The following is an 18,392-nucleotide window of genomic DNA, read 5'->3' as shown; positions in this document are numbered from 1 at the left end:
GTGGTTGGCTACTGGAACGAACCACGAACCACGAACCGTAAACTACAAACCTATTTCACCTCGATCGTGAAAGCGGCCTCAAATACGTTATCTACATCAACGTGCTGGATAGCCTCCTTCTGTTGGATTGGCTTGGGCTCTCCCTCACTGTCGGCACAACCCAACCACGGCTCGATACAAACGAACGATGCCCCAGGCTTGGCCCACAAGCCCAAATAGAGAAATTCGGGGTAGGATACCGAAATGGCATGATCGTGTTTACTGCTCCGAATAGCAACACGCCGAGAAACCAGGTTTTTGAACACCAGCGCATCTGCATCAAATAGATGCTTTGTTAAGGGAAGCTGATTGCCCTTAGTAGGAACCAACTTTGTTTGGCCCGTAAAATACCCCGCTGACGAGAGCAGGTGCGTTTCTAGTGGTTCTTCTCGTTCAAATTCAACAACGTAATCCTCATAGGCTTCACCCGACGTAAAAGGCACCGCAAAAGCCGGATGAGCACCCACCGAAAAATAAATGGGTTGCTCGTCTTCGTTCACAACCCGGTAAGTAACGGTCAATGTGGAACCATCCAACTCATACGTTACCTGAAAGTCAAACTGATACGGAAAATGCTCCTGTGTAGCGCTGCTTGACCGTAGCGAAAAAATGGCGTGCGTTTTCGTCGATTCGGTAATCTCAAAAACAGACTGCCGGGCAAATCCATGACGCTCTATGGGATACGTTTTCCCATCAATCAGCAGCTGGTTGTTCAGGCAACCGCCCACTACCGGAAACAGGTTAGGCGCGTGCCAGGGCCAAACCGCCGGATCGGCCTGCCATAGGTGTTCAATACCGCTTGGCTTATGAAAAATAGAGGTCAGTTCGGCTCCTTTGGGCCGGATCGAGACGCGCAGGTAATCGTTTTCTAGAGTTGCCATATAGCACAGAAACAACAAAAGCTACCCAATGTTGGGTAGCTTTTGCAAAGTTAACGGCCATCGGGATTTTGGCCAGTATAGTTGTATTTGGTTTAGAACCGGAAGTGTGAGAACGCCTTGTTTGCTTCTGCCATACGGTGCGTATCGTCCTTCTTTTTAACAGCTGCGCCTTCGCCTTTAGCGGCTGCGACGATCTCGGCTGCTAACCGGTCTACCATTGTTTTCTCACCACGTGAACGAGCATACTTAATAAGCCATTTCATGCCTACCGCGACTTTTCGGTCTGCCCGTACTTCGGTTGGCACCTGGAAGGTAGCTCCACCGACACGACGGCTTTTTACTTCAACTGATGGCATGACATTGTTCAATGCCTTTTTCCACGTATCTAAGCCACTTTCGCTGGTGCGCTTGGCAACCACGTCGAGGGCGTCGTAGAAGATGGAGTACGCCAGGCTCTTTTTACCTTCGTACATCAGGTTGTTTACAAATTTGGTTACGAGGACCTCTTTATACTTCGGGTCGGGTAATACGTAACGCTTGGGCGGTTTCGCCTTTCTCATGATTTCTTCAGATTTTTGATCTTACTCTGGATGCAGTCTTTCCAACACCCAGTCATTCTTTGATATCAGATGTCAGATATATAGCCTGGTGACTACATTCTTTACCTTCGATCAGATACCGATCTTACTTTTTCTTTTTCGCTGGTGGTGCACCTTTGCCGCCTTTAACGGGAGCCTGACCTGGTTTTGGCCGTTTAGCGCCGTATTTCGACCGGCTTTGCAGACGACCGCTTACGCCAGCCGTATCCAACGCACCGCGAACGATGTGGTAACGTACCCCTGGAAGATCTTTCACACGACCACCCCGAATCAAGACGATTGAGTGTTCCTGCAGGTTGTGACCTTCACCTGGAATATAGGCGTTAACTTCTTTTTGGTTCGTTAACCGAACCCGGGCAACTTTCCGGAGAGCCGAGTTTGGCTTCTTCGGCGTCGTTGTGTACACACGTGTACACACGCCCCGACGTTGTGGGCAAGAGTCTAAAGCAGGCGACTTCGACTTGTCGATCAGCTTTTCGCGGCCCTTACGCACGAGTTGTTGTATAGTAGGCATTCTTATTTTTGTTTACGAAAAAACAGTCTTCCCGAATTTTGAGGTGCAAAGATACGGAAAACTGTTTGAATGCCAAAGGGTTTTTCTTTTGTGAAAGAAGGTATCTGGTTTGTAGTTAGCCGACTCAACAAGCTCTCTCGCGCTGGTCAAATTTATAAATCAGCTATGCCTGCCCTACCGGACCACTGAAGCCACTGCCCGGAAACCGGAACTCGTTTGGCTCATTGATACCGCCGTATGCTTCTTCGAAACGGCTTATGTTCTCGCGCAGAGCTTCCAGCAGACGCTTGGCGTGTTCAGGTGTCAGAATGATCCGGGCTTTTACTTTAGCTTTGGGAACGCCAGGCATCAGGCGAATAAAATCAAGAATAAACTCACTGTTCGAGTGAGCAATCATTGCCAGATTGGCATAAACGCCTTCGGCGATCTCTTCGCTCAGTTCAACGTCGATAGCACCTTCAGGATTCTGTTGGGGAGGAGTCATACAAAACTAGTTATCAATAGCGGATGTTGGCCTGAACAGGAGTTGGTTTACGCTATAAACCGGAACGTTAGTGGGTACCGGTAATACTCGCCGTTGTTGGCTTTTACAGACGCAATAATAGTGAAAACGAGCCATACCACACCGACAATGAAGAGCAGGAATACGCCAATGACAAGAATCATGAGCAGAAACGATACGGCCGCAGCAATAGCCATCGTAATTTGAAAATTAACCGCTTCTTTACCATGATAATCGACAAAAGCCGACCGTTCTTTTTGGATCTGCCAGATAACCAGCGGAGCAATCACGCTACCAATTAGCACAAAAGAACCGGGTATAGCACTCAGGGCGCAAGCATAGCCCACAAGCGGGCGTCCGACTCACTCAAAGGGATGGGAGCAGGTGATATTGGCGACTGGTTTTCCATGACAAACAGCGATTTAGTTGGAAAGTAAGTTGCGATAAAACTTTGATTGATACAACGTTACGAGAACTATTTGACACCAATGGAACAACTTATAACGCTTATTGACGCTTTCTGGCCAATCTCACCAGACGTAAAAATTACCTTACAGAAGATTCTCCATCGGGAGGCCCTCCCCCGCAAGCACTGGCTGTTGCAGCCGGGTCAGATAGCCAACCGAATCTATTTCATTGAGCAGGGTGTCGTACGAGGCTACTACCTGAAATCTGGTGGCCAGGGCGACGGACGTGAGGCAACGGCCTGGTTTATGCGGGAGAATGATTTCATTATTTCTATCGTCAGTTTTTATAGCCGCCAGCCCGCCCAGGAATACATTGAACTGCTGGAAGATAGCATTGTGTGGTCGATAACTTATGCCCAATTGCAGCAACTCTATCGCGACTTCCCCGAATTCAACGCCATTGGCCGATTGCTCACCGAGAAATATTATGTGCTGAGCGAACTGCGTACCCGAAACCTTCGCATGCAAACGGCTCCTGAACGCTATCAGCAACTGTTAACCGACTTTCCGGCTATTTTTCATCGGGTGCCCCTCAAATACATAGCCTCGCACCTGGGCATCTCGCCCGAAACGCTCAGTCGCCTGCGGGGCCAGCGAAATTGATATCCGTCAATGTTTTCGCAATGATCAGGCTGTTGCTTTGGGCCATTGATTCACCAACCCCAACAGCTATGTTACCGATCATTTTTGGCGTATTTATCTGCTGCTTTTTGCTGGAGCGACTGGCTCCCGGCTGGAAGCTACCCACTGTGCCAACCTGGACAATCCGGGTACTGGCCATCAATCTGATACAACTAATTATTGTGGTAGTGGCCGGGTTTACCTGGGAGAAATGGCTGTCAGCCTATTCTGTTTTTCATCTTTCGGCACAGGTAGGCAATGTAGCAGGTGGCATTATTGCCTACATCATCGCTACGTTTATCTTTTACTGGTGGCACCGTTGGCGGCATACTGTTGATTTTCTCTGGACACACTTTCACCAGATTCACCACAGTCCACAGCGGCTGGAAGTAATTACATCCTTCTACAAACATCCTCTCGAAATGACGGTCAACTCCATTATTGGCAGCCTGCTGGTATACACACTACTAGGACTGAACGCCGAAGCGGGGGCGATTTATACGCTTTGTACGGCGCTGGGCGAATTTTTCTACCACACAAATGTGAAAACACCCCAGTGGATCGGCTACATTTTTCAACGACCCGAAATGCACAGAATTCATCACGAATACGAAAAACATACGCATAACTATGGCGACATTGTGTGGTGGGATATGTTATTCGGCACCTACCGAAATCCGAAAGAATTCCGCTCAACCTGTGGGTTTGATGAAGAGAAAGAATTACGACTGGGCGATATGTTGCGTTTCAAAGACGTTCATAGAGAATAAGCGTGTACCAAACAGCCTCTGGCTGTTTGTGGGCAGGGTCCATGTTCTAGTCGCCTACTCACAAACAGCCAGAGGCTGTTTGGTACATATTTATCTGCGGGTGTTACTGGCAGAATCAGGTCAACTCAATTACACAGTCATCCTGCTCAACGGTCGTTGCTTCCCGGAGCACAATTTTGGCTACCTTCCCTTCTTTGGAAGCGGCTACGATGCTTTCCATTTTCATCGCTTCGATCACAAAAAGCGGCTGATTCTTCTTCACCACGTCACCTTCTTTGACCAGTATCCGCGTTAGCCGACCCTGCAAAGGTGCCCCCACATCACCGGCTTTGCTCACCTTGGCATTTATGGCCTTTTCGACTTTCGAAGCCCGGTCTCGAACCTGCACCTGCCGACTCTGGCCGTTCAGTTCAAACGTGATCGTTCGCATACCGAACTCATCCGGTTCCGATTTGAACAGCAACCGAACAAGGATATTCTTTCCTTCTTCGATGTTGATCAGAATCTCTTCATTTTCTTTCAGGCCATAGAAAAAGGCCGGCGTTGGAATAATGCTGACATTACCGTACTGCACATTGGCTTTGTAGTAATCGTCATACACTTTGGGGTACATCTGATACGACAGGTAATCGACGAACCCATCGCACTGCGGGTATTTTTCCTGAAAGGCCTTGAAATCAGCGTCGAAGTCGATGGGTTTCAGATGCTCGTTCGGCCGGCCGGTGATGGGCTGTTCGCCTTTTAATACCACCTGCTGGATATCTTCCGGAAACCCGCCAACGGGCTGACCCAGAATACCTTTCATAAGCTCCTTTACGGACTCAGGAAAGGACAGCGACTCGCCACGCGTCAAGACATCATTGGCGGTGAGGTTGTTGGCCGTCATGAAAATGGCCATATCGCCCACTACTTTCGAGGAAGGCGTTACTTTCACGATATCGCCAAAGAGCTGATTGGCAATCGAGTAATTCTTTTTCAGGGTTTCAAACTTGTCGCCCAGGCCCGTGGCAATGGCCTGCGGTTTCAGGTTCGAGTACTGCCCGCCCGGAATCTCGTTTTCATACACTTCGGCACTACCCGCCTTCATGCCCGACTCAAATGGGTAGTAGTATTCCCGAACATCTTCCCAGTAATTCGAATACGCATTCAGGGACGACAGGTTCGTTTTACACTCTCGCTCGTGTCCCTCCATCATGGCAACAACCGAGTTGAAGTTCGGCTGTGAGGTCAGCCCCGACAAAGCACCAAGGGCACAGTCGATAATATCGACACCAGCGTCGATGGCTTTTAAATAGGTAGCGGCCTGAATGCCTGGTGTATCGTGCGTATGCAGGTGAATGGGAATGCTCACCGCCTGCTTCAACTCCCGAACCAGCACTTCGGCCGACAGCGGTTTCAGCAGACCAGCCATATCCTTGATCGCCAGCAGATGGGCCCCTTCGTCTTCTAACTGACGAGCCATATCCAGGTAGTACTGCAGCGTATATTTTTTCTGATTCGGGTCCAGCATATCGCCCGTGTAGCAGATAGCCGCTTCACAAAGGGCATCTGTCCGTTCGCGCACAGCCCGCATACTCACCTTCATGGCTTCCACCCAGTTGAGCGAATCAAAAATCCGGAACACATCGATGCCTGTCTCCCACGATTTCTCAACGAATTTCTCGATCAGGTTATCCGGGTAAGCCGAGTAGCCTACCGCGTTGGACCCACGGAACAGCATTTGCAGCAGCATATTCGGCATGGCTTCCCGTAGCGCTTCCAAACGTTTCCAGGGGCTTTCATACAGGAATCGCATGGCTACATCGAAGGTTGCCCCACCCCAGACTTCCATTGAGAAAAGCTCCGGGTGATTTTTGGCAAACCCTTCGGCTACTTTCTGTAAATCCTGCGTCCGGACGCGCGTTGCCAGCAGCGACTGGTGCCCATCGCGAAACGTTGTATCGGTATAGAGTATGCTCTTCTGGTCAATTACCCACTTCGAAAAGTTCTCCCTTCCCAGCTCTTTCAATCGATCACGATTGCCCGGCGGATACTGACCGTACACGTCGAACGACGGCACAATGGGCGCTCTGAACACCTTACTGTCGTCTTTCTTTTTAACCTCCGGATTGCCATTGACAATCACATCGGCCAGATAATTGAGTACGCGGGTCGAGCGATCCTGTGGCTTGCGAAAATCAAACAGTTCGGGATGGGTTTCGATAAAGGACACCCGTGCTTCACCCCGCTGGAAAACCGGGTTGCTGATTACATTAAGCAAAAAGCCGATGTTGGTCTTGACGCCCCGAATCCGAAACTCGACCAGCGCCCGCGTCAGTCGTTGGGTGGCTCCCTTTAACGTACGGCCCCGTGCCGATACTTTCACAATCATCGAATCGAAGTAGGGCGAGATTTTCATACCCGCATAGCTACTTCCTTCATCAAGCCGGATACCGAAACCGGCCGCATTGCGATAGGCCGTTATCGTTCCGAAGTCAGGTTTAAACCCATTGGCCGGGTCTTCAGTCGTGATGCGGCACTGGATGGCGTAGCCGTTGAGCGGTACGTCGTCCTGGTGGTTTATGTATATCTTGTTATCGGAAAGCGGATATCCCATTGCAATCAGAATCTGCGTTCTGACGATGTCGATGCCGGTTATTTCCTCGGTAATAGTATGCTCAACCTGAATCCGGGGATTCACTTCAATGAAGTAGATATTCTCGGCTTTGTCGACCAAAAACTCCACCGTTCCGGCATTGGAGTAATTAACAGCCCGGCCCAGTTGCAGGGCGTACGCGTAGAGTTTATCCTTGGTATCCTGCCGCAGCCCAAACGACGGCGCCACTTCGACGACCTTCTGAAACCGCCGTTGCACCGAGCAATCGCGCTCGTAGAGGTGAACGATATTACCGTGCTGATCGCCCAGTAACTGCACTTCAATGTGTTTGGGCTCCTCAATGAATTTCTCCAGGAAAATCGTATCATCGCCGAAGGCATTACGGGCTTCGTTTTTAGCTTCGGCAAAGGCTTTTTCAAACTCTTCGACCTGCCGCACCACGCGCATACCCCGGCCACCGCCACCGGCAGCCGCTTTTACCATAATCGGAAAACCAATCCGCTGGGCTTCCGTCAGGGCAAATTCGGGCGACATGTTTTCTTCGCGCGAATCCGGAATAAGGGGCACACCCGCTTTGGTCGCCAGATTCTTGGCCCGCACCTTGTCGCCTAGTGCGTCCATGGCTTCCGGCGATGGTCCAATGAATATTATCCCTTCTTCACGACACCGCGTCGCCAGTTTCACGTTCTCGGATAAAAAGCCGTATCCGGGGTGAATAGCGTCTATTTTATGTCGTTTAGCCAGCAGAATAATGCCTTCGACATCCAGATAAGGTTTCAGCGGTTCCTCATCCCGGCCAATCTGGTACGCTTCATCGGCCTTATAGCGGTGAAGCGAATACCGATCTTCGTAGGTATAAACGGCAACGGTCGTGATGCCCAGCTCGGTGGCGGCCCGCATGATGCGGATGGCAATTTCGCCCCGGTTAGCGACAAGCAAACGGTGAATGGGTCGGATATAATCTTTCATGATTCTCAACAAAAGCGGCTTCAGGCTACAAGACTGCTAAATAAGATAGCAAGATTGTTGAAAATTTTGAAAATGTTGTCCTGTCCTGTATAATCATTGGAGAAGACAGCTTTTTCGAAGAATATTACAGAAACTGATTTATGCTTGATGGGTAGTTGAACCGGGCTCAGGCGCCCAGAAAAACCAGGCCGGCACTCACCTTATCGGTAACCTTTCAGCCACTGTTTCAGCACACTCAGGCTGGCCAGTGCTTTTAAATCCTGTTTCAGTTGTTTGATGTCCCGCTTGAGTTGGGCAATGTCGCTGTTGAGGCTAAACTCAAACCCAACCAATGAACCAACGGCAAACGCAGACTTACCGGTTATAGCGGCCAGTTCCTGCTGGAGTGCCAAAACCTCACCGTCCAGTTCCTGCGCCTGTTGCCGCAGAATTTTGTTGTAATACGTAAGCTGGCCTTCGGCAAGGGACTCCAGATGTGCCTGGTCGATACGCTCGAATTCCAGTTGCAACCGAAACAGTGCCAGTAGATCGCTTTTTTCGTAAGCGGCTATGACGCGGTGCATAATTTCGGTTTTCCGTACTTTTTCGGCTTCATCGGGCTCGCGGTCGGGGTGAAACGCTTTTACCAGATCCATGTACAGCGTGCGAACCGCCTTTGTGGTTTTCTGCTCATCGGCCCGCTTCTTAGCTTCCCGTTCCAGTTGTTTGGCTGACTTTGGCCTATTCGCCCGTTGGCGCTGACGCTCAGCTTCGGCGGCTTCCTGCTGACTTATATAATCGTCAAGGTCGTCAGGTGCACCGGAACCCACTTCTCTTGTCGCTAGTTGCTGGTCCTGACCATCGTCAAACTCCGGTCGATCATACTTGTCATAAATGATCCTGAGGCTGTCCAGGCCATGCACAGAGATCAGATCGGAAGCCATGTCGCGGATTAACTCGGCAAGCTTCTTTCGCTCTGGTTTCGTCGTCTCTTCATTTTCGTAGGCGCGATCGAACAAACACACCAGATCGGCCTGGAGCCGACTATACTGCTCAATCAACGGGTGATAATCGGCTTGAACCCGTTGCCGAATATGTTCCGAAACACCACGCAGTTCGTGCAGTTGAGTCGTAAGCTGTTCAATTTTTTGGGTCAACCTGTTAAATTCTTTCTGCGATTTGGAAAGAGGCTCGTTTCCGGTACCGATTCGGACAACCTGGTATTGCGCCGGGAGAGACGACATAGTAGCTTACGTTCGTTGATGTGGTAAAGATACTAGCGATGTAATCAGCAACCGAAAATTTGGGGCGTATGCCGCGAAGGACGTACTTCGCTTTTTGCCCGGCCTTTTTCCAACCAATGAGAACGACCCTACTTCAATCGATTGCTCGCTTTGACTCCCATTACCGCTTACTGATTGGCCTGGCCGTAGCAGCCATTGCTTATGTTGCTGTTCCGGGAAGCTATTCCGTATCGGCCCGGTTTACCCTTGTCTGGGTTTCCTTCGCCGTAACGATCCTCTTGCTTATGTGGATAAGCATCAGCATTGCCCACCCGCGCGATTTGCCCAAGCTGTCACAACTGGAAGATTCGAGTCGAACGCTGATTCTGGTTTTCGTGGTCGTGGCCGCTATAGCCAGTCTCTATGCCGTCATTGTGCTGCTGGATTCGACCGACAAAAACAGCCCGGAATGGCCGCGAAATCGATTACTGGCCATTTCGGCCATCGCCAGTGCCTGGCTTCTGGTGCATACAGTTTTTACACTCCGTTACGCCCATTTATACTACGGCAATGACCTAGGTCAAAAAAAGAAACCCGGCGGTCTGGATTTCCCGGATGATCCGGAACCTGACTATCTGGACTTTGCTTATTTCTCCTTCGTGATTGGGATGACCAGCCAGGTTTCCGACGTTTCGATCAGTTCCAAACCCATACGCCGAATGGCTCTGGCTCATGGGTTGCTCTCGTTTGGGTTCAACGCGATTATCATTGCCCTGACGGTAGGCGGCCTTTCCTAGGCAATGTATTACATCAGCGCTGCCCCGTCCGCCCTTGCTTTTTAGCTTTTTCCAGTTGCTCTTTTTCGTATGCGTCACGCTGCTGTTTATCCGACAGTAAGTTTCGGTATAAGCCGTTCAGCACATAGATGTCGTCAACTTCGTCGATCAGTAGATGAAGTTTTTCCCGTACCTGGTTAATATTCATTCAGTCAGTCCGCCGAAGCGGTTCGTTTGTTGCGTTAGCTAGCTGAATCACTAACACGTTTCGGCGTTTTTTCGCTCAGTGAAAGAAGAAATATCCCAGGGCAATGCCGGCAATGACACCCATCAAATCGGCGAATAACCCAAAGGGGATTGCATACCGCGAATGGCGAATACCTACCGAGCCAAAATACAGGGCCACAATGTAAAAGGTTGTTTCGGCCGCCCCCTGAAACATACAGGCCAGTCGACCGACAAATGAATCGGGGCCAAATTGTTTCATGGCGTCGATCATCAGGGCTCGCGAAGCCGAACCACTCAGCGGGCGCATCAACGCCACCGGCAAGGCATCGGTAAATTCGGTATTCATGCCCGTCAGGCTAAAAACATATTTCAGCCCGTCGACGACGTAATCCATGGCACCTGAATTTCTGAACGCGCCGATAGCGACCAGCATACCGACCAGGTAAGGAATAATGCGTACAGACGTGTCGAAGCCACCTTTAGCGCCTTCGATAAAGGCGTCGAAAATGTCTACTTTCTTGCGCACGGCGCCGAGCAGAAACGAGACTACAATCAGCATCAGAATCAGGTTGCCGCTTACTTTCGAGATAATTTCAATTTCTTCTTTTGTTTTGGTCGACAGAAACCAGAGTACCAGACCGATCAGGCTGGTAAGACCGCCTAACCAGCCCAATACCGTACTGTTTATCAGATTGATTCGTTGTTTTATGGCTACGGCAACCATACTTACCACGGTAGCAACGTAGGTAGCAATCAGGCAGGGAATAAATATGTCTGACGGGTCTTTAGCCCCCAGAATAGCCCGTTGTGCCATGATACTGAGCGGAATAATAGTCAGCCCCGACGTATGCAGCACCAGAAACATAATCTGCGCGTTGGAAGCCGTTTCTTTGGTCGGGTTCAGTTCCTGCAAACTGGCCATGGCTTTTAGTCCGAACGGGGTCGCGGCATTATCCAACCCAAGCATATTGGCCGAAAAATTCATGATCATCTGCCCGTTAGCGGGGTGATTTTCGGGCACTTCAGGAAAGAGTTTATGAAAGAACGGGCCAATGATGCGGGCCAGAAAATTGATCGCTCCTGCCTTCTCGCCAATGTTCAGTAAGCCCAGAAAAAACGTCATCACTCCCGCCAGCGGCAAGGCAATATCCATGACCGCCACTTTCGACGAATCGAACAGGCCCTCGACAATAAGTTTGAATATTTCGGTATCTCCCAGAAAAATCAGCTTGGCTAGCGCCACCAGAAAAGCAATCAGGAAAAAGGCAACCCAAATGTAATTTAAGGCCATGTTACGGGCGGTTTAGCAGGCAAAGTAGTGCGTTTTGGCGTTATTTGCGTTATGATGAACCGTAAAAAGATTATGACGCAGAGACACACAAAGATTTTTCTCCATGTATCTCTGTATGTCTCTGTGTGTCTCTGTAGCTTAACGCTGAAAGCACAGGATTTCGAAGCCACCATGGCCAAACAGGGCCTTGTCGATGTGCAGAAAGTCGACCCCACCATTCTGGTCGAACTCAAATATTCGACGACGGACAATTTTGTTGGCAAAGATGTTTATGGCGACCTCACACGGGCCTATATGCAACCAATGGCTGCCCAAAAACTCGCCGAAGCCAGCAAATACTTACAGGCCCATCACCCCAATCTCCGGTTGCTGGTGTACGATGCGGCCCGCCCCCGATCGGCCCAATGGAAGCTCTGGAACGCCCTCCCCGAACTACCCGAAAACGAGCGACAGAAATACGTAGCCGATCCCCGCAAAGGATCCATTCATAACTACGGCTGCGCCGTCGATTTAACCGTAGCGAATCAGGACGGAAAACCCCTCGACATGGGTACTAAGTATGACTTTTTCGGTGAACTGGCGTACCCATCCCGCGAAGCCGAGCTGCTTAAATCAGGGAAGTTAACGCAGCAGCAAATCGACAATCGGCAGATTCTGCGCACTGCCATGCGCCAGGGCGGATTCAGTCCCATCGAATTCGAGTGGTGGCACTTCAACGCGCTTTCCCGCGAGAAAGCCAAGATGGTGTTTCGGATTGTGGATTGATCGTTAGTACGAGTCCGTTATATACCAATCTGACCAGCACCAGGCTGCGATGTCAAGCCAGACCCGAAGCGATACGTTTATCGCTCCGACCATTTCAATTTTGCTAAGGTAGGCATACCTGTCCTGTTTTTCACAGACGGCGAACACCCCGATTATCACCAGCCCGCCGATAAGATCGTTTCCGAGCTCTTGCAGAAACCGGCAACGCTGGTTTTTCAAACCGCCTGGCGAGTCGCGAATTTAGACAATTGACAGGGTAAAGAATCGACGTATTATTATGAAAGTGACTTACTTATCTGTGTTATAGCGCTGTGCTAGCAGATTAACTTCATCAATGATGAGATGCCGACCAGGATGATTCAATCGAAAAATTAGCGACACATAGTAAGTGACATTATTTGTATCCGGAAAGTTAGCGTCGATCTTGAGAAATTGAAAATCATTAAACTCACGAAACCAGGCGTCAAACTTACGAACCCGGGCCAGGTGGCGGGCGTCAGCCGTTTCACAGATATAGAGTAAGATACGCTCTCTGTTACTAACAAAATCTTCGCAAACAGCAGCAATCGTAGCAGGAATAAATGCATCCGACGGTATCTTTCCTGATCGGGAATAAATCACATCAATAACAAGTTCAAAAGATTCCTGCCCTAAAGCTGGATAATTCGGGAATAGGTAAGGAGTAGGCTTGAACTTAATTTGATAAATAACGTCATTGACCGTTTCAAATACGTATGAGTTAGATACCCCACCAACATATTCAAATTTATACGGATTTCGATTCAGATTCATAGTTACGATCTCTCAGCCGAGCAATGGCTTTTTGCACTTCCGGGTCAGTCTCAAAAGCCACCCGCATCTGGCGCTTCGTTTCGCGCTTTTCGGCAGCCAGCCGACGTAATAGCACAATGGTTTCGTTTGGAGCTTCTGGAGCATTGGTCTGTTTCATAATACTTGTCGTTTTTGTAAAAATAACTATTTACTCCTCAAAACACCAGGTTATCAATCAGTCTGACATTCCCCAGATGAGCCGCCAGACAAATGGCCGTTTGGCCGGGAGCCAGCACCTCACTGGCTAGCTGAAGTGTATCGGCATTAACGATTTCGACGTACTCCAACCGGAAATGAGGATTACCCGTAAAAAAGCCCGTTACAGCCGCTTTCGCCTGCGTAGTGCTATGGCCTTCCACCAGCAGGTCGTGAGCCAGCGAGAGGGCTTTAAACAGCGTTGTAGCCTGCTCTCGCTCGGTGTCGGTAAGATTACGATTGCGCGATGACATCGCCAGTCCATCGCTTTCGCGGACAGTTGGGCACCGAACCAGTTCTACACCGAAACTCAGATCCCGCACAAGCCGTCGAATGACGGCTACCTGCTGCAGGTCTTTCTGGCCAAAGTACGCCTTATTGGCCTGCACCATGTTGAACAGTTTGGCAACCACGGTGCCTACGCCATTGAAATGTCCTGGTCGGAAAGCGCCTTCCATGACCGTTTCCAGCTCGCCAAAATTGAGCCGCAACGTCGTCGGCTCAGGATACATTTCCGCCACCGAGGGTGTAAAAACGACATCACAACCGGCGGCTGCCAGTTTCTGGCAGTCGTCTTCCAGCGTGCGGGGGTATCGGGCCAGATCATCGGGATTGTTGAACTGGGTCGGATTGACGAAGATACTGCTCACCACCACATCATTTTCCGAACGAGCCGCGTCGATGAGCGTAATATGTCCTTCGTGCAGGGCACCCATCGTTGGCACAAAACCAATAGTCTTTTCAGAACGAAGTGAATTCAGGTGGTGGCGAAGCGCAGAAACCGTGTCGAAACGATGCATAGCTGACGAGTTTTTTATAGGGCTGCAATGATACGGCAAGCGCATCTTTTTTTGCACAAAATGTATTGAAATACGGGGAAAATTTGTATAATTTTGCAAGTTTTTTGGTTCACTCAGACAGCACACACGCTTTCCCTACTTATGAGCAAACTTCGCATCCTTTATGTTGCCAGCGAAATCAATCCTTTCCTGAAAACGTCTGACGTCGCTGATTTCGTCCGCAAATTGCCGCAGGCCATGCAGGAGCGTGGGATGGAAATTAGAATTCTGGTGCCGCGCTTCGGCCTGATCAACGAGCGTAAAAACCGGTTGCACGAAGTGGTACGGTTGTCGGGAATTAACATTGCCGTAGGTGATGATGAAAAACCGCTGATCATCAAGGTTGCGTCAATTCCAACGGCTAAATTGCAGGTGTACTTTATTGATAATGAAGACTACTTCCAGCGAAAATATGTTTTCCACGACAAAGAAAACCGATTTTACGACGACAACGACGAACGGGCGATTTTCTTCTGCAAAGGTGTTCTGGAAACGGTTAAGAAACTAGGCTGGGCTCCCGATATCGTTCACTGCAATGACTGGATGACAGCCCTGATCCCCCTGTATCTTAAAACAACCTATAAAAACGACCCGATGTTCAAGGACACGAAGTCGGTTTTTACCGTGTATAACAACTCGTTCGAGCACCGTTTTGAGGGCGATATCATCGAAAAAGCCCGCATGATGGACATTGACGATGAAATGCTGGCCGAGTTAAAAACGGCTGATTTTGAAGGCTTTATTCGCATTGGTTCTACGTATGCCGACGCGGTTGTTCGGGCGGAAGAAGAAACCAGCGAAAGTCTCAACGCGATCCTGACGGACTTCCCGGAACATAAATTCGATACGGTTGATGACGAGGACGTAACCGACCGCTATTACAATCTGTACACGCAGTTAGCGGGTTAACACTCAAGGCCGTTGCCCAACATTGGCAAGGAATCTGTTTATTAAAATTTATTAAAATGGAGTCCTGCAAACGACTCAGTAAAAAGCCGGAGATTTCCGGCTTTTTACGTTTACTTTACCCGCGAAATAAAGTAGCTGCTGGCGTCTTTCATTTCTTCTCTAGTTCAATACATAAACGCACCGGCGTTCCGGCGATAACAAAAGTATGTGTGGTATTGTGGCTTATGTAGGATACCGCGAAGCGTGTCCATTGGTACTAAAAGGGCTGAAACGGCTCGAATATCGGGGTTACGACAGCGCGGGCATAGCATTGACAAATGCCCACGGCTTAACCGTATTTAAGAAAAAAGGGAAAGTGGCCGCTTTGGAGCAGGAATTAGCGGGCAAAGACGTTCATTCCACCATTGGCATGGGACACACCCGCTGGGCTACACACGGCGAACCTAACGATGTGAACGCCCACCCGCACTTTTCTTTCCATCGGAAACTGGCCATTATTCATAATGGCATTATCGAGAACTATGCCGCCATCAAGCAGGCGTTGCTCAAAAAAGGGCATACCTTCAGCAGTGAAACCGATACGGAAGTATTGGGGCAGTTTATTGAAGACATCTGGGAAAACAATGTCGGACCGTCGCACGGGGGCACACTCGAAGAAGCCGTCCGGCTGGCCTTGCAGGAGGTTGTGGGTGCTTACGCCATCGTAATCATGAACGAAGCCGACCCAACCCAGTTGATAGCGGCCCGCAAAGGCTCCCCGCTGGTTATTGGTGTTGGCGAGAACGAGTTTTTTCTGGCATCGGACGCCACGCCCATCGTTGAATACACCAAAGACGTTATTTACCTCAACGATTACGAAGTCGCCGTTATCCGAAATGGTGAATTGACCGTTGTCACGCTTGACAACACCACCACAACGCCGTATGTGCACAAAGTAGAGCTGGAGCTGGAAGCCATCGAAAAAGGCGGCTTCGACCATTTTATGCTCAAGGAAATTTTTGAGCAGCCCCGCTCCATTGCCGACTCCATGCGTGGCCGGGTCAAAGCCGAGGATGGTACACTCCAGCTAGGCGGTTTGCGTGATTATCTGGACAAACTGGCCAAGTCTAAGCGGATCGTCATTATTGGCTGTGGTACGTCCTGGCATGCCGGGTTAGTGGCCGAATACATTTTTGAGGAATTAGCCCGCATTCCGGTCGAGGTGGAATATGCCTCCGAGTTTCGGTACCGCAACCCGATCATTAAGGAAGGCGATATTGTCATTGCCATTTCACAATCGGGTGAAACCGCCGATACCCTGGCTGCCATTGAACTGGCCAAATCGAAGGGGGCCACGATTTTTGGGGTTTGTAATGTTGTGGGGTCGTCTATTGCGCGGGCAACTCATGCGGGAGCCTTTACCCACGCCGGACCCGAAATTGGCGTAGCCAGCACAAAGGCGTTTACGGCACAGGTAACCGTGCTTACCCTGATGGCCCTGGCTGCGGCAAAGCGCAAAGGCACAATTTCCGACTCGCTGTTCCGGCAGTTGCTGGCGGAGCTGGAAAGCATTCCGGCGAAGGTTGAGCGGGTGTTACAGGCCGCCGATAAGATTAAGGAAATTGCCTACATTTTCACCTACGCCCGGAACTTCATTTACCTGGGCCGGGGCCTGAACTTCCCCGTTGCGCTGGAGGGTGCGCTGAAGCTCAAAGAAATCAGTTACATACACGCCGAAGGCTACCCAGCCGCCGAAATGAAGCACGGCCCCATCGCGCTTATTGACGAAGATATGCCCGTGGTGGTCATTGCGACGAAAGACAGCTCCTACGAAAAAGTAGTGTCGAATATTCAGGAGGTGAAAGCCCGCAAAGGCCGCGTCATTGCCATCACGACCGAGGGCGATACGCACCTGCCCGGCATGGTCGATTTCACGATTGACATTCCGAAAGTCCACGAGATTCTGGTGCCGCTGGTATCGGTGGTTCCGTTGCAGTTGCTGGCCTACGACATTGCCGTGATGCGCGGGCGCAATGTTGACCAGCCCCGGAATCTGGCTAAATCTGTAACAGTCGAATAAGTCGTTCAAACCCACGAATCCGTTTAACCTACCATGAAGAAAACAGCCTTACTTTTCGGATTACTTTGCCTGACCATTGACGCTACGAACGCCCAAACCTTCAGAGGCCTCGACAAGACGCCGATGGATATGGCTTATTATCCGGACGACTATGCCCACGACCGGAAATTTGCCCCCGCCAAAATTGGGACCGACAAGGCTATGGTCCGGATCACGTACAACCGGCCGGCAAAAAATGGCCGGGAGATCTTTGGCAAATTGGTTCCTTACGACAAAGTGTGGCGGGCGGGTGCAAACGAAGCACCCGAGATCAAATTTTACCAGAACGTTACAATCGGCGGCAAAAAAATACCAGCTGGCAGCTACGCCCTGTTGACAATCCCAACCGAAAAAGACTGGACAATCATCATCAGCTCCGACGTTGATCAGTGGGGTGCTTACAGCTATAACCCGGCCCTGGATGTAGCGCGGGTAACGGTGCCGGTGCAGAAGGCCGAGACCCCACTTGAAAATTTCTCGATCCAATTTGCGAAGAAAGACGCCAAAACGACCACGATGTACATGGGCTGGGACACAACCGTTGTAGCGGTCCCTATTTCATGGTAGCAGATCAGCTGGCGAATGTGTAAAGTATGATTCTTGACCGTGGAGTCGGTTACTTATAACCGACTGGTGAGGTTTCTCAAAACTGAATGGTTCATATAGTTCGGTTTTGAGAAACCTCACCAGTCAGATTTAAGAATCTGACTTCACATTACTGATTAAAGTCAATTGGTAACCCGTTTGTATTTTTCGACAATTACCCGGTCGATGCCAAGTTTTTCAAGCTTTTCAACGCCTTTCTGGGTCAATGTGTCGTTGGCAATGTTGACCACAAAGTTGAACGTGTTGCCTTCCCACTGTTTATCCGTAAAGTAATCCAGATGTTCGGTGTAGAGGCTATCCGCTAACGTGTACTTCCCTCCCCCACCGCTGAATTCATTCGAGGAGGAATCTTTACCCGGCCTGAGTTTATGATTCAGGAATGAGAAATGATCTGCATTAATGATTTTGATCATTTTATGCGTCGGATCGAAGGTAGAAAACGACGTATCTTTTTCCGTAGTTGTGGCCGAAACCAGCTCCCAGGTTCCGACGATTGGGCTGGATGAATCTTTTGACTGGCACCCACATAACACAGTTAGTACGGCAATCAGAATGGGTAAAGATTTACAATTCATCGTTTATTTCCTGGTCAATTTGAGTTAAGTGAATGGCTTCGGTAGTATGTATTTTGTCATGGCGTTGTCATTATCCAGTTGGCTTAATTACACAAAGCTCAACCGCTGTTCTTCCCTGA

The 18,392-nt window shown here is 49.8% G+C and carries 20 protein-coding genes and 1 pseudogene; 8 read left to right on the top strand and 13 right to left on the bottom strand.

From position 1 onward, the window contains the following. Window positions 1–50: 50 nt before the first annotated feature. The 5 genes from ACYU8Y_RS11660 to ACYU8Y_RS11640 all read right to left on the bottom strand — a co-directional run bounded on the left by ACYU8Y_RS11660 (window position 51) and on the right by ACYU8Y_RS11640 (window position 2,840). A complete protein-coding gene (locus ACYU8Y_RS11660) occupies window positions 51–920 on the bottom strand; it encodes an aldose 1-epimerase family protein (protein ID WP_460937289.1) in 870 nt (289 codons plus the stop codon). Window positions 921–1,012: 92 nt separating this feature from the next. Continuing rightward, window positions 1,013–1,480 (bottom strand): 30S ribosomal protein S7, encoded by a 468-nt coding sequence (gene rpsG / locus ACYU8Y_RS11655; RefSeq protein WP_012928933.1) that lies wholly within the window; start codon window positions 1,478–1,480, stop codon window positions 1,013–1,015. A 124-nt stretch (window positions 1,481–1,604) separates the two neighbouring features. Continuing rightward, a complete protein-coding gene (gene rpsL / locus ACYU8Y_RS11650; RefSeq protein ID WP_046577394.1) occupies window positions 1,605–2,033 on the bottom strand; it encodes a 30S ribosomal protein S12 in 429 nt (142 codons plus the stop codon). A gap of 163 nt (window positions 2,034–2,196) precedes the next feature. Next, entirely contained in the window at window positions 2,197–2,517 is a 321-nt protein-coding gene (locus ACYU8Y_RS11645) for a DUF3467 domain-containing protein (protein WP_460937287.1), read from the bottom strand. A gap of 47 nt (window positions 2,518–2,564) precedes the next feature. Next, entirely contained in the window at window positions 2,565–2,840 is a 276-nt protein-coding gene (locus ACYU8Y_RS11640) for a DUF4870 domain-containing protein (RefSeq protein WP_460937285.1), read from the bottom strand. Window positions 2,841–3,023: 183 nt separating this feature from the next. On the opposite strand from ACYU8Y_RS11640, the gene ACYU8Y_RS11635 reads away from it, so the two are divergent. Both ACYU8Y_RS11635 and ACYU8Y_RS11630 read left to right on the top strand, forming a co-directional pair. Then, a complete protein-coding gene (locus tag ACYU8Y_RS11635) occupies window positions 3,024–3,605 on the top strand; it encodes a Crp/Fnr family transcriptional regulator (protein WP_460937283.1) in 582 nt (193 codons plus the stop codon). Between the two features lie 68 nt (window positions 3,606–3,673). Further along, window positions 3,674–4,393 carry a sterol desaturase family protein gene (locus ACYU8Y_RS11630; protein ID WP_460937281.1) on the top strand — a complete coding sequence of 240 codons (720 nt, stop codon included), beginning with the start codon at window positions 3,674–3,676 and terminating at the stop codon, window positions 4,391–4,393. A gap of 115 nt (window positions 4,394–4,508) precedes the next feature. On the opposite strand, the gene ACYU8Y_RS11625 is transcribed toward ACYU8Y_RS11630, so the two are convergent. Continuing rightward, on the bottom strand, window positions 4,509–7,958 hold the full coding sequence (locus ACYU8Y_RS11625; RefSeq protein ID WP_460937279.1) for a pyruvate carboxylase: 3,450 nt from the start codon (window positions 7,956–7,958) through the stop codon (window positions 4,509–4,511). Between the two features lie 200 nt (window positions 7,959–8,158). Beyond that, complete coding sequence (locus tag ACYU8Y_RS11620; protein WP_460937277.1) at window positions 8,159–9,181, bottom strand: hypothetical protein; 1,023 nt, start codon at window positions 9,179–9,181, stop codon at window positions 8,159–8,161. A 116-nt stretch (window positions 9,182–9,297) separates the two neighbouring features. On the opposite strand from ACYU8Y_RS11620, the gene ACYU8Y_RS11615 reads away from it, so the two are divergent. Next, window positions 9,298–9,957 carry a DUF1345 domain-containing protein gene (locus tag ACYU8Y_RS11615; RefSeq protein WP_460937275.1) on the top strand — a complete coding sequence of 220 codons (660 nt, stop codon included), beginning with the start codon at window positions 9,298–9,300 and terminating at the stop codon, window positions 9,955–9,957. 13 nt (window positions 9,958–9,970) lie between these two features. Here ACYU8Y_RS11615 and ACYU8Y_RS11610 read toward each other — a convergent pair whose 3' ends face one another. Both ACYU8Y_RS11610 and ACYU8Y_RS11605 read right to left on the bottom strand, forming a co-directional pair. Then, the gene (locus tag ACYU8Y_RS11610) at window positions 9,971–10,144 is read right to left on the bottom strand and encodes a hypothetical protein (RefSeq protein ID WP_460937274.1); all 174 of its coding nucleotides are present in this window, start codon (window positions 10,142–10,144) and stop codon (window positions 9,971–9,973) included. Window positions 10,145–10,219: 75 nt separating this feature from the next. Next, window positions 10,220–11,455 carry a nucleoside recognition domain-containing protein gene (locus ACYU8Y_RS11605; protein ID WP_460937272.1) on the bottom strand — a complete coding sequence of 412 codons (1,236 nt, stop codon included), beginning with the start codon at window positions 11,453–11,455 and terminating at the stop codon, window positions 10,220–10,222. A gap of 171 nt (window positions 11,456–11,626) precedes the next feature. Between ACYU8Y_RS11605 and ACYU8Y_RS11600 the strand changes: the two genes are divergently transcribed. Both ACYU8Y_RS11600 and ACYU8Y_RS11595 read left to right on the top strand, forming a co-directional pair. Beyond that, window positions 11,627–12,220, top strand: a complete 594-nt coding sequence (locus ACYU8Y_RS11600; protein WP_460939026.1) for a M15 family metallopeptidase — start codon at window positions 11,627–11,629, stop codon at window positions 12,218–12,220. A gap of 84 nt (window positions 12,221–12,304) precedes the next feature. After that, window positions 12,305–12,472 (top strand): annotated as a pseudogene (locus tag ACYU8Y_RS11595) (M28 family peptidase); the annotation flags it as partial. 36 nt (window positions 12,473–12,508) lie between these two features. Here the strand turns inward: ACYU8Y_RS11595 and ACYU8Y_RS11590 are convergent. From ACYU8Y_RS11590 to panC, 3 genes are read right to left on the bottom strand one after another with little or no spacing between them, the layout of a single operon-like run. Beyond that, on the bottom strand, window positions 12,509–13,012 hold the full coding sequence (locus ACYU8Y_RS11590; RefSeq protein WP_460937270.1) for a DUF6169 family protein: 504 nt from the start codon (window positions 13,010–13,012) through the stop codon (window positions 12,509–12,511). Continuing rightward, window positions 12,987–13,169, bottom strand: a complete 183-nt coding sequence (locus ACYU8Y_RS11585; protein ID WP_460937268.1) for a hypothetical protein — start codon at window positions 13,167–13,169, stop codon at window positions 12,987–12,989. The genes ACYU8Y_RS11590 and ACYU8Y_RS11585 overlap by 26 nt, the downstream gene beginning before the upstream one ends. 37 nt (window positions 13,170–13,206) lie before the next feature. Continuing rightward, window positions 13,207–14,046, bottom strand: a complete 840-nt coding sequence (gene panC / locus ACYU8Y_RS11580; RefSeq protein WP_460937266.1) for a pantoate--beta-alanine ligase — start codon at window positions 14,044–14,046, stop codon at window positions 13,207–13,209. A 141-nt stretch (window positions 14,047–14,187) separates the two neighbouring features. Between panC and ACYU8Y_RS11575 the strand changes: the two genes are divergently transcribed. The 3 genes from ACYU8Y_RS11575 to ACYU8Y_RS11565 all read left to right on the top strand — a co-directional run bounded on the left by ACYU8Y_RS11575 (window position 14,188) and on the right by ACYU8Y_RS11565 (window position 17,659). Beyond that, window positions 14,188–14,994: a glycogen/starch synthase gene (locus ACYU8Y_RS11575; protein WP_046577411.1), complete on the top strand. Its 807-nt coding sequence runs from the start codon at window positions 14,188–14,190 to the stop codon at window positions 14,992–14,994. Window positions 14,995–15,199: 205 nt separating this feature from the next. Further along, window positions 15,200–17,053, top strand: coding sequence for a glutamine--fructose-6-phosphate transaminase (isomerizing) (glmS, locus tag ACYU8Y_RS11570; RefSeq protein WP_460937264.1), 1,854 nt, complete (start codon window positions 15,200–15,202; stop codon window positions 17,051–17,053). 33 nt (window positions 17,054–17,086) lie between these two features. After that, window positions 17,087–17,659, top strand: a complete 573-nt coding sequence (locus ACYU8Y_RS11565) for a DUF2911 domain-containing protein (RefSeq protein WP_460937262.1) — start codon at window positions 17,087–17,089, stop codon at window positions 17,657–17,659. A 161-nt stretch (window positions 17,660–17,820) separates the two neighbouring features. On the opposite strand, the gene ACYU8Y_RS11560 is transcribed toward ACYU8Y_RS11565, so the two are convergent. Then, window positions 17,821–18,273: a hypothetical protein gene (locus ACYU8Y_RS11560; RefSeq protein ID WP_460937260.1), complete on the bottom strand. Its 453-nt coding sequence runs from the start codon at window positions 18,271–18,273 to the stop codon at window positions 17,821–17,823. Window positions 18,274–18,392: the final 119 nt, after the last annotated feature.

The organism is Spirosoma humi (assembly GCF_054776575.1).
This window is presented reverse-complemented; position numbering and strand designations above follow the sequence as displayed.

Excerpts from the sequence above, each read along its gene's own strand:
- ACYU8Y_RS11565 (WP_460937262.1), top strand. The coding sequence starts at position 17,087 with ATGAAGAAAACAGCCTTACTTTTCGGATTACTTTGCCTGACCATTGAC.
- ACYU8Y_RS11610 (WP_460937274.1), bottom strand. The coding sequence starts at position 10,144 with ATGAATATTAACCAGGTACGGGAAAAACTTCATCTACTGATCGACGAA.
- ACYU8Y_RS11615 (WP_460937275.1), top strand. The coding sequence starts at position 9,298 with ATGAGAACGACCCTACTTCAATCGATTGCTCGCTTTGACTCCCATTAC.
- ACYU8Y_RS11630 (WP_460937281.1), top strand. The coding sequence starts at position 3,674 with ATGTTACCGATCATTTTTGGCGTATTTATCTGCTGCTTTTTGCTGGAG.
- glmS (WP_460937264.1), top strand. The coding sequence starts at position 15,200 with ATGTGTGGTATTGTGGCTTATGTAGGATACCGCGAAGCGTGTCCATTG.
- ACYU8Y_RS11635 (WP_460937283.1), top strand. The coding sequence starts at position 3,024 with ATGGAACAACTTATAACGCTTATTGACGCTTTCTGGCCAATCTCACCA.
- rpsL (WP_046577394.1), bottom strand. The coding sequence starts at position 2,033 with ATGCCTACTATACAACAACTCGTGCGTAAGGGCCGCGAAAAGCTGATC.
- ACYU8Y_RS11620 (WP_460937277.1), bottom strand. The coding sequence starts at position 9,181 with ATGTCGTCTCTCCCGGCGCAATACCAGGTTGTCCGAATCGGTACCGGA.
- panC (WP_460937266.1), bottom strand. The coding sequence starts at position 14,046 with ATGCATCGTTTCGACACGGTTTCTGCGCTTCGCCACCACCTGAATTCA.
- ACYU8Y_RS11625 (WP_460937279.1), bottom strand. The coding sequence starts at position 7,958 with ATGAAAGATTATATCCGACCCATTCACCGTTTGCTTGTCGCTAACCGG.
- rpsG (WP_012928933.1), bottom strand. The coding sequence starts at position 1,480 with ATGAGAAAGGCGAAACCGCCCAAGCGTTACGTATTACCCGACCCGAAG.
- ACYU8Y_RS11560 (WP_460937260.1), bottom strand. The coding sequence starts at position 18,273 with ATGAATTGTAAATCTTTACCCATTCTGATTGCCGTACTAACTGTGTTA.
- ACYU8Y_RS11590 (WP_460937270.1), bottom strand. The coding sequence starts at position 13,012 with ATGAATCTGAATCGAAATCCGTATAAATTTGAATATGTTGGTGGGGTA.
- ACYU8Y_RS11605 (WP_460937272.1), bottom strand. The coding sequence starts at position 11,455 with ATGGCCTTAAATTACATTTGGGTTGCCTTTTTCCTGATTGCTTTTCTG.
- ACYU8Y_RS11585 (WP_460937268.1), bottom strand. The coding sequence starts at position 13,169 with ATGAAACAGACCAATGCTCCAGAAGCTCCAAACGAAACCATTGTGCTA.
- ACYU8Y_RS11660 (WP_460937289.1), bottom strand. The coding sequence starts at position 920 with ATGGCAACTCTAGAAAACGATTACCTGCGCGTCTCGATCCGGCCCAAA.
- ACYU8Y_RS11645 (WP_460937287.1), bottom strand. The coding sequence starts at position 2,517 with ATGACTCCTCCCCAACAGAATCCTGAAGGTGCTATCGACGTTGAACTG.
- ACYU8Y_RS11600 (WP_460939026.1), top strand. The coding sequence starts at position 11,627 with ATGGCCAAACAGGGCCTTGTCGATGTGCAGAAAGTCGACCCCACCATT.
- ACYU8Y_RS11575 (WP_046577411.1), top strand. The coding sequence starts at position 14,188 with ATGAGCAAACTTCGCATCCTTTATGTTGCCAGCGAAATCAATCCTTTC.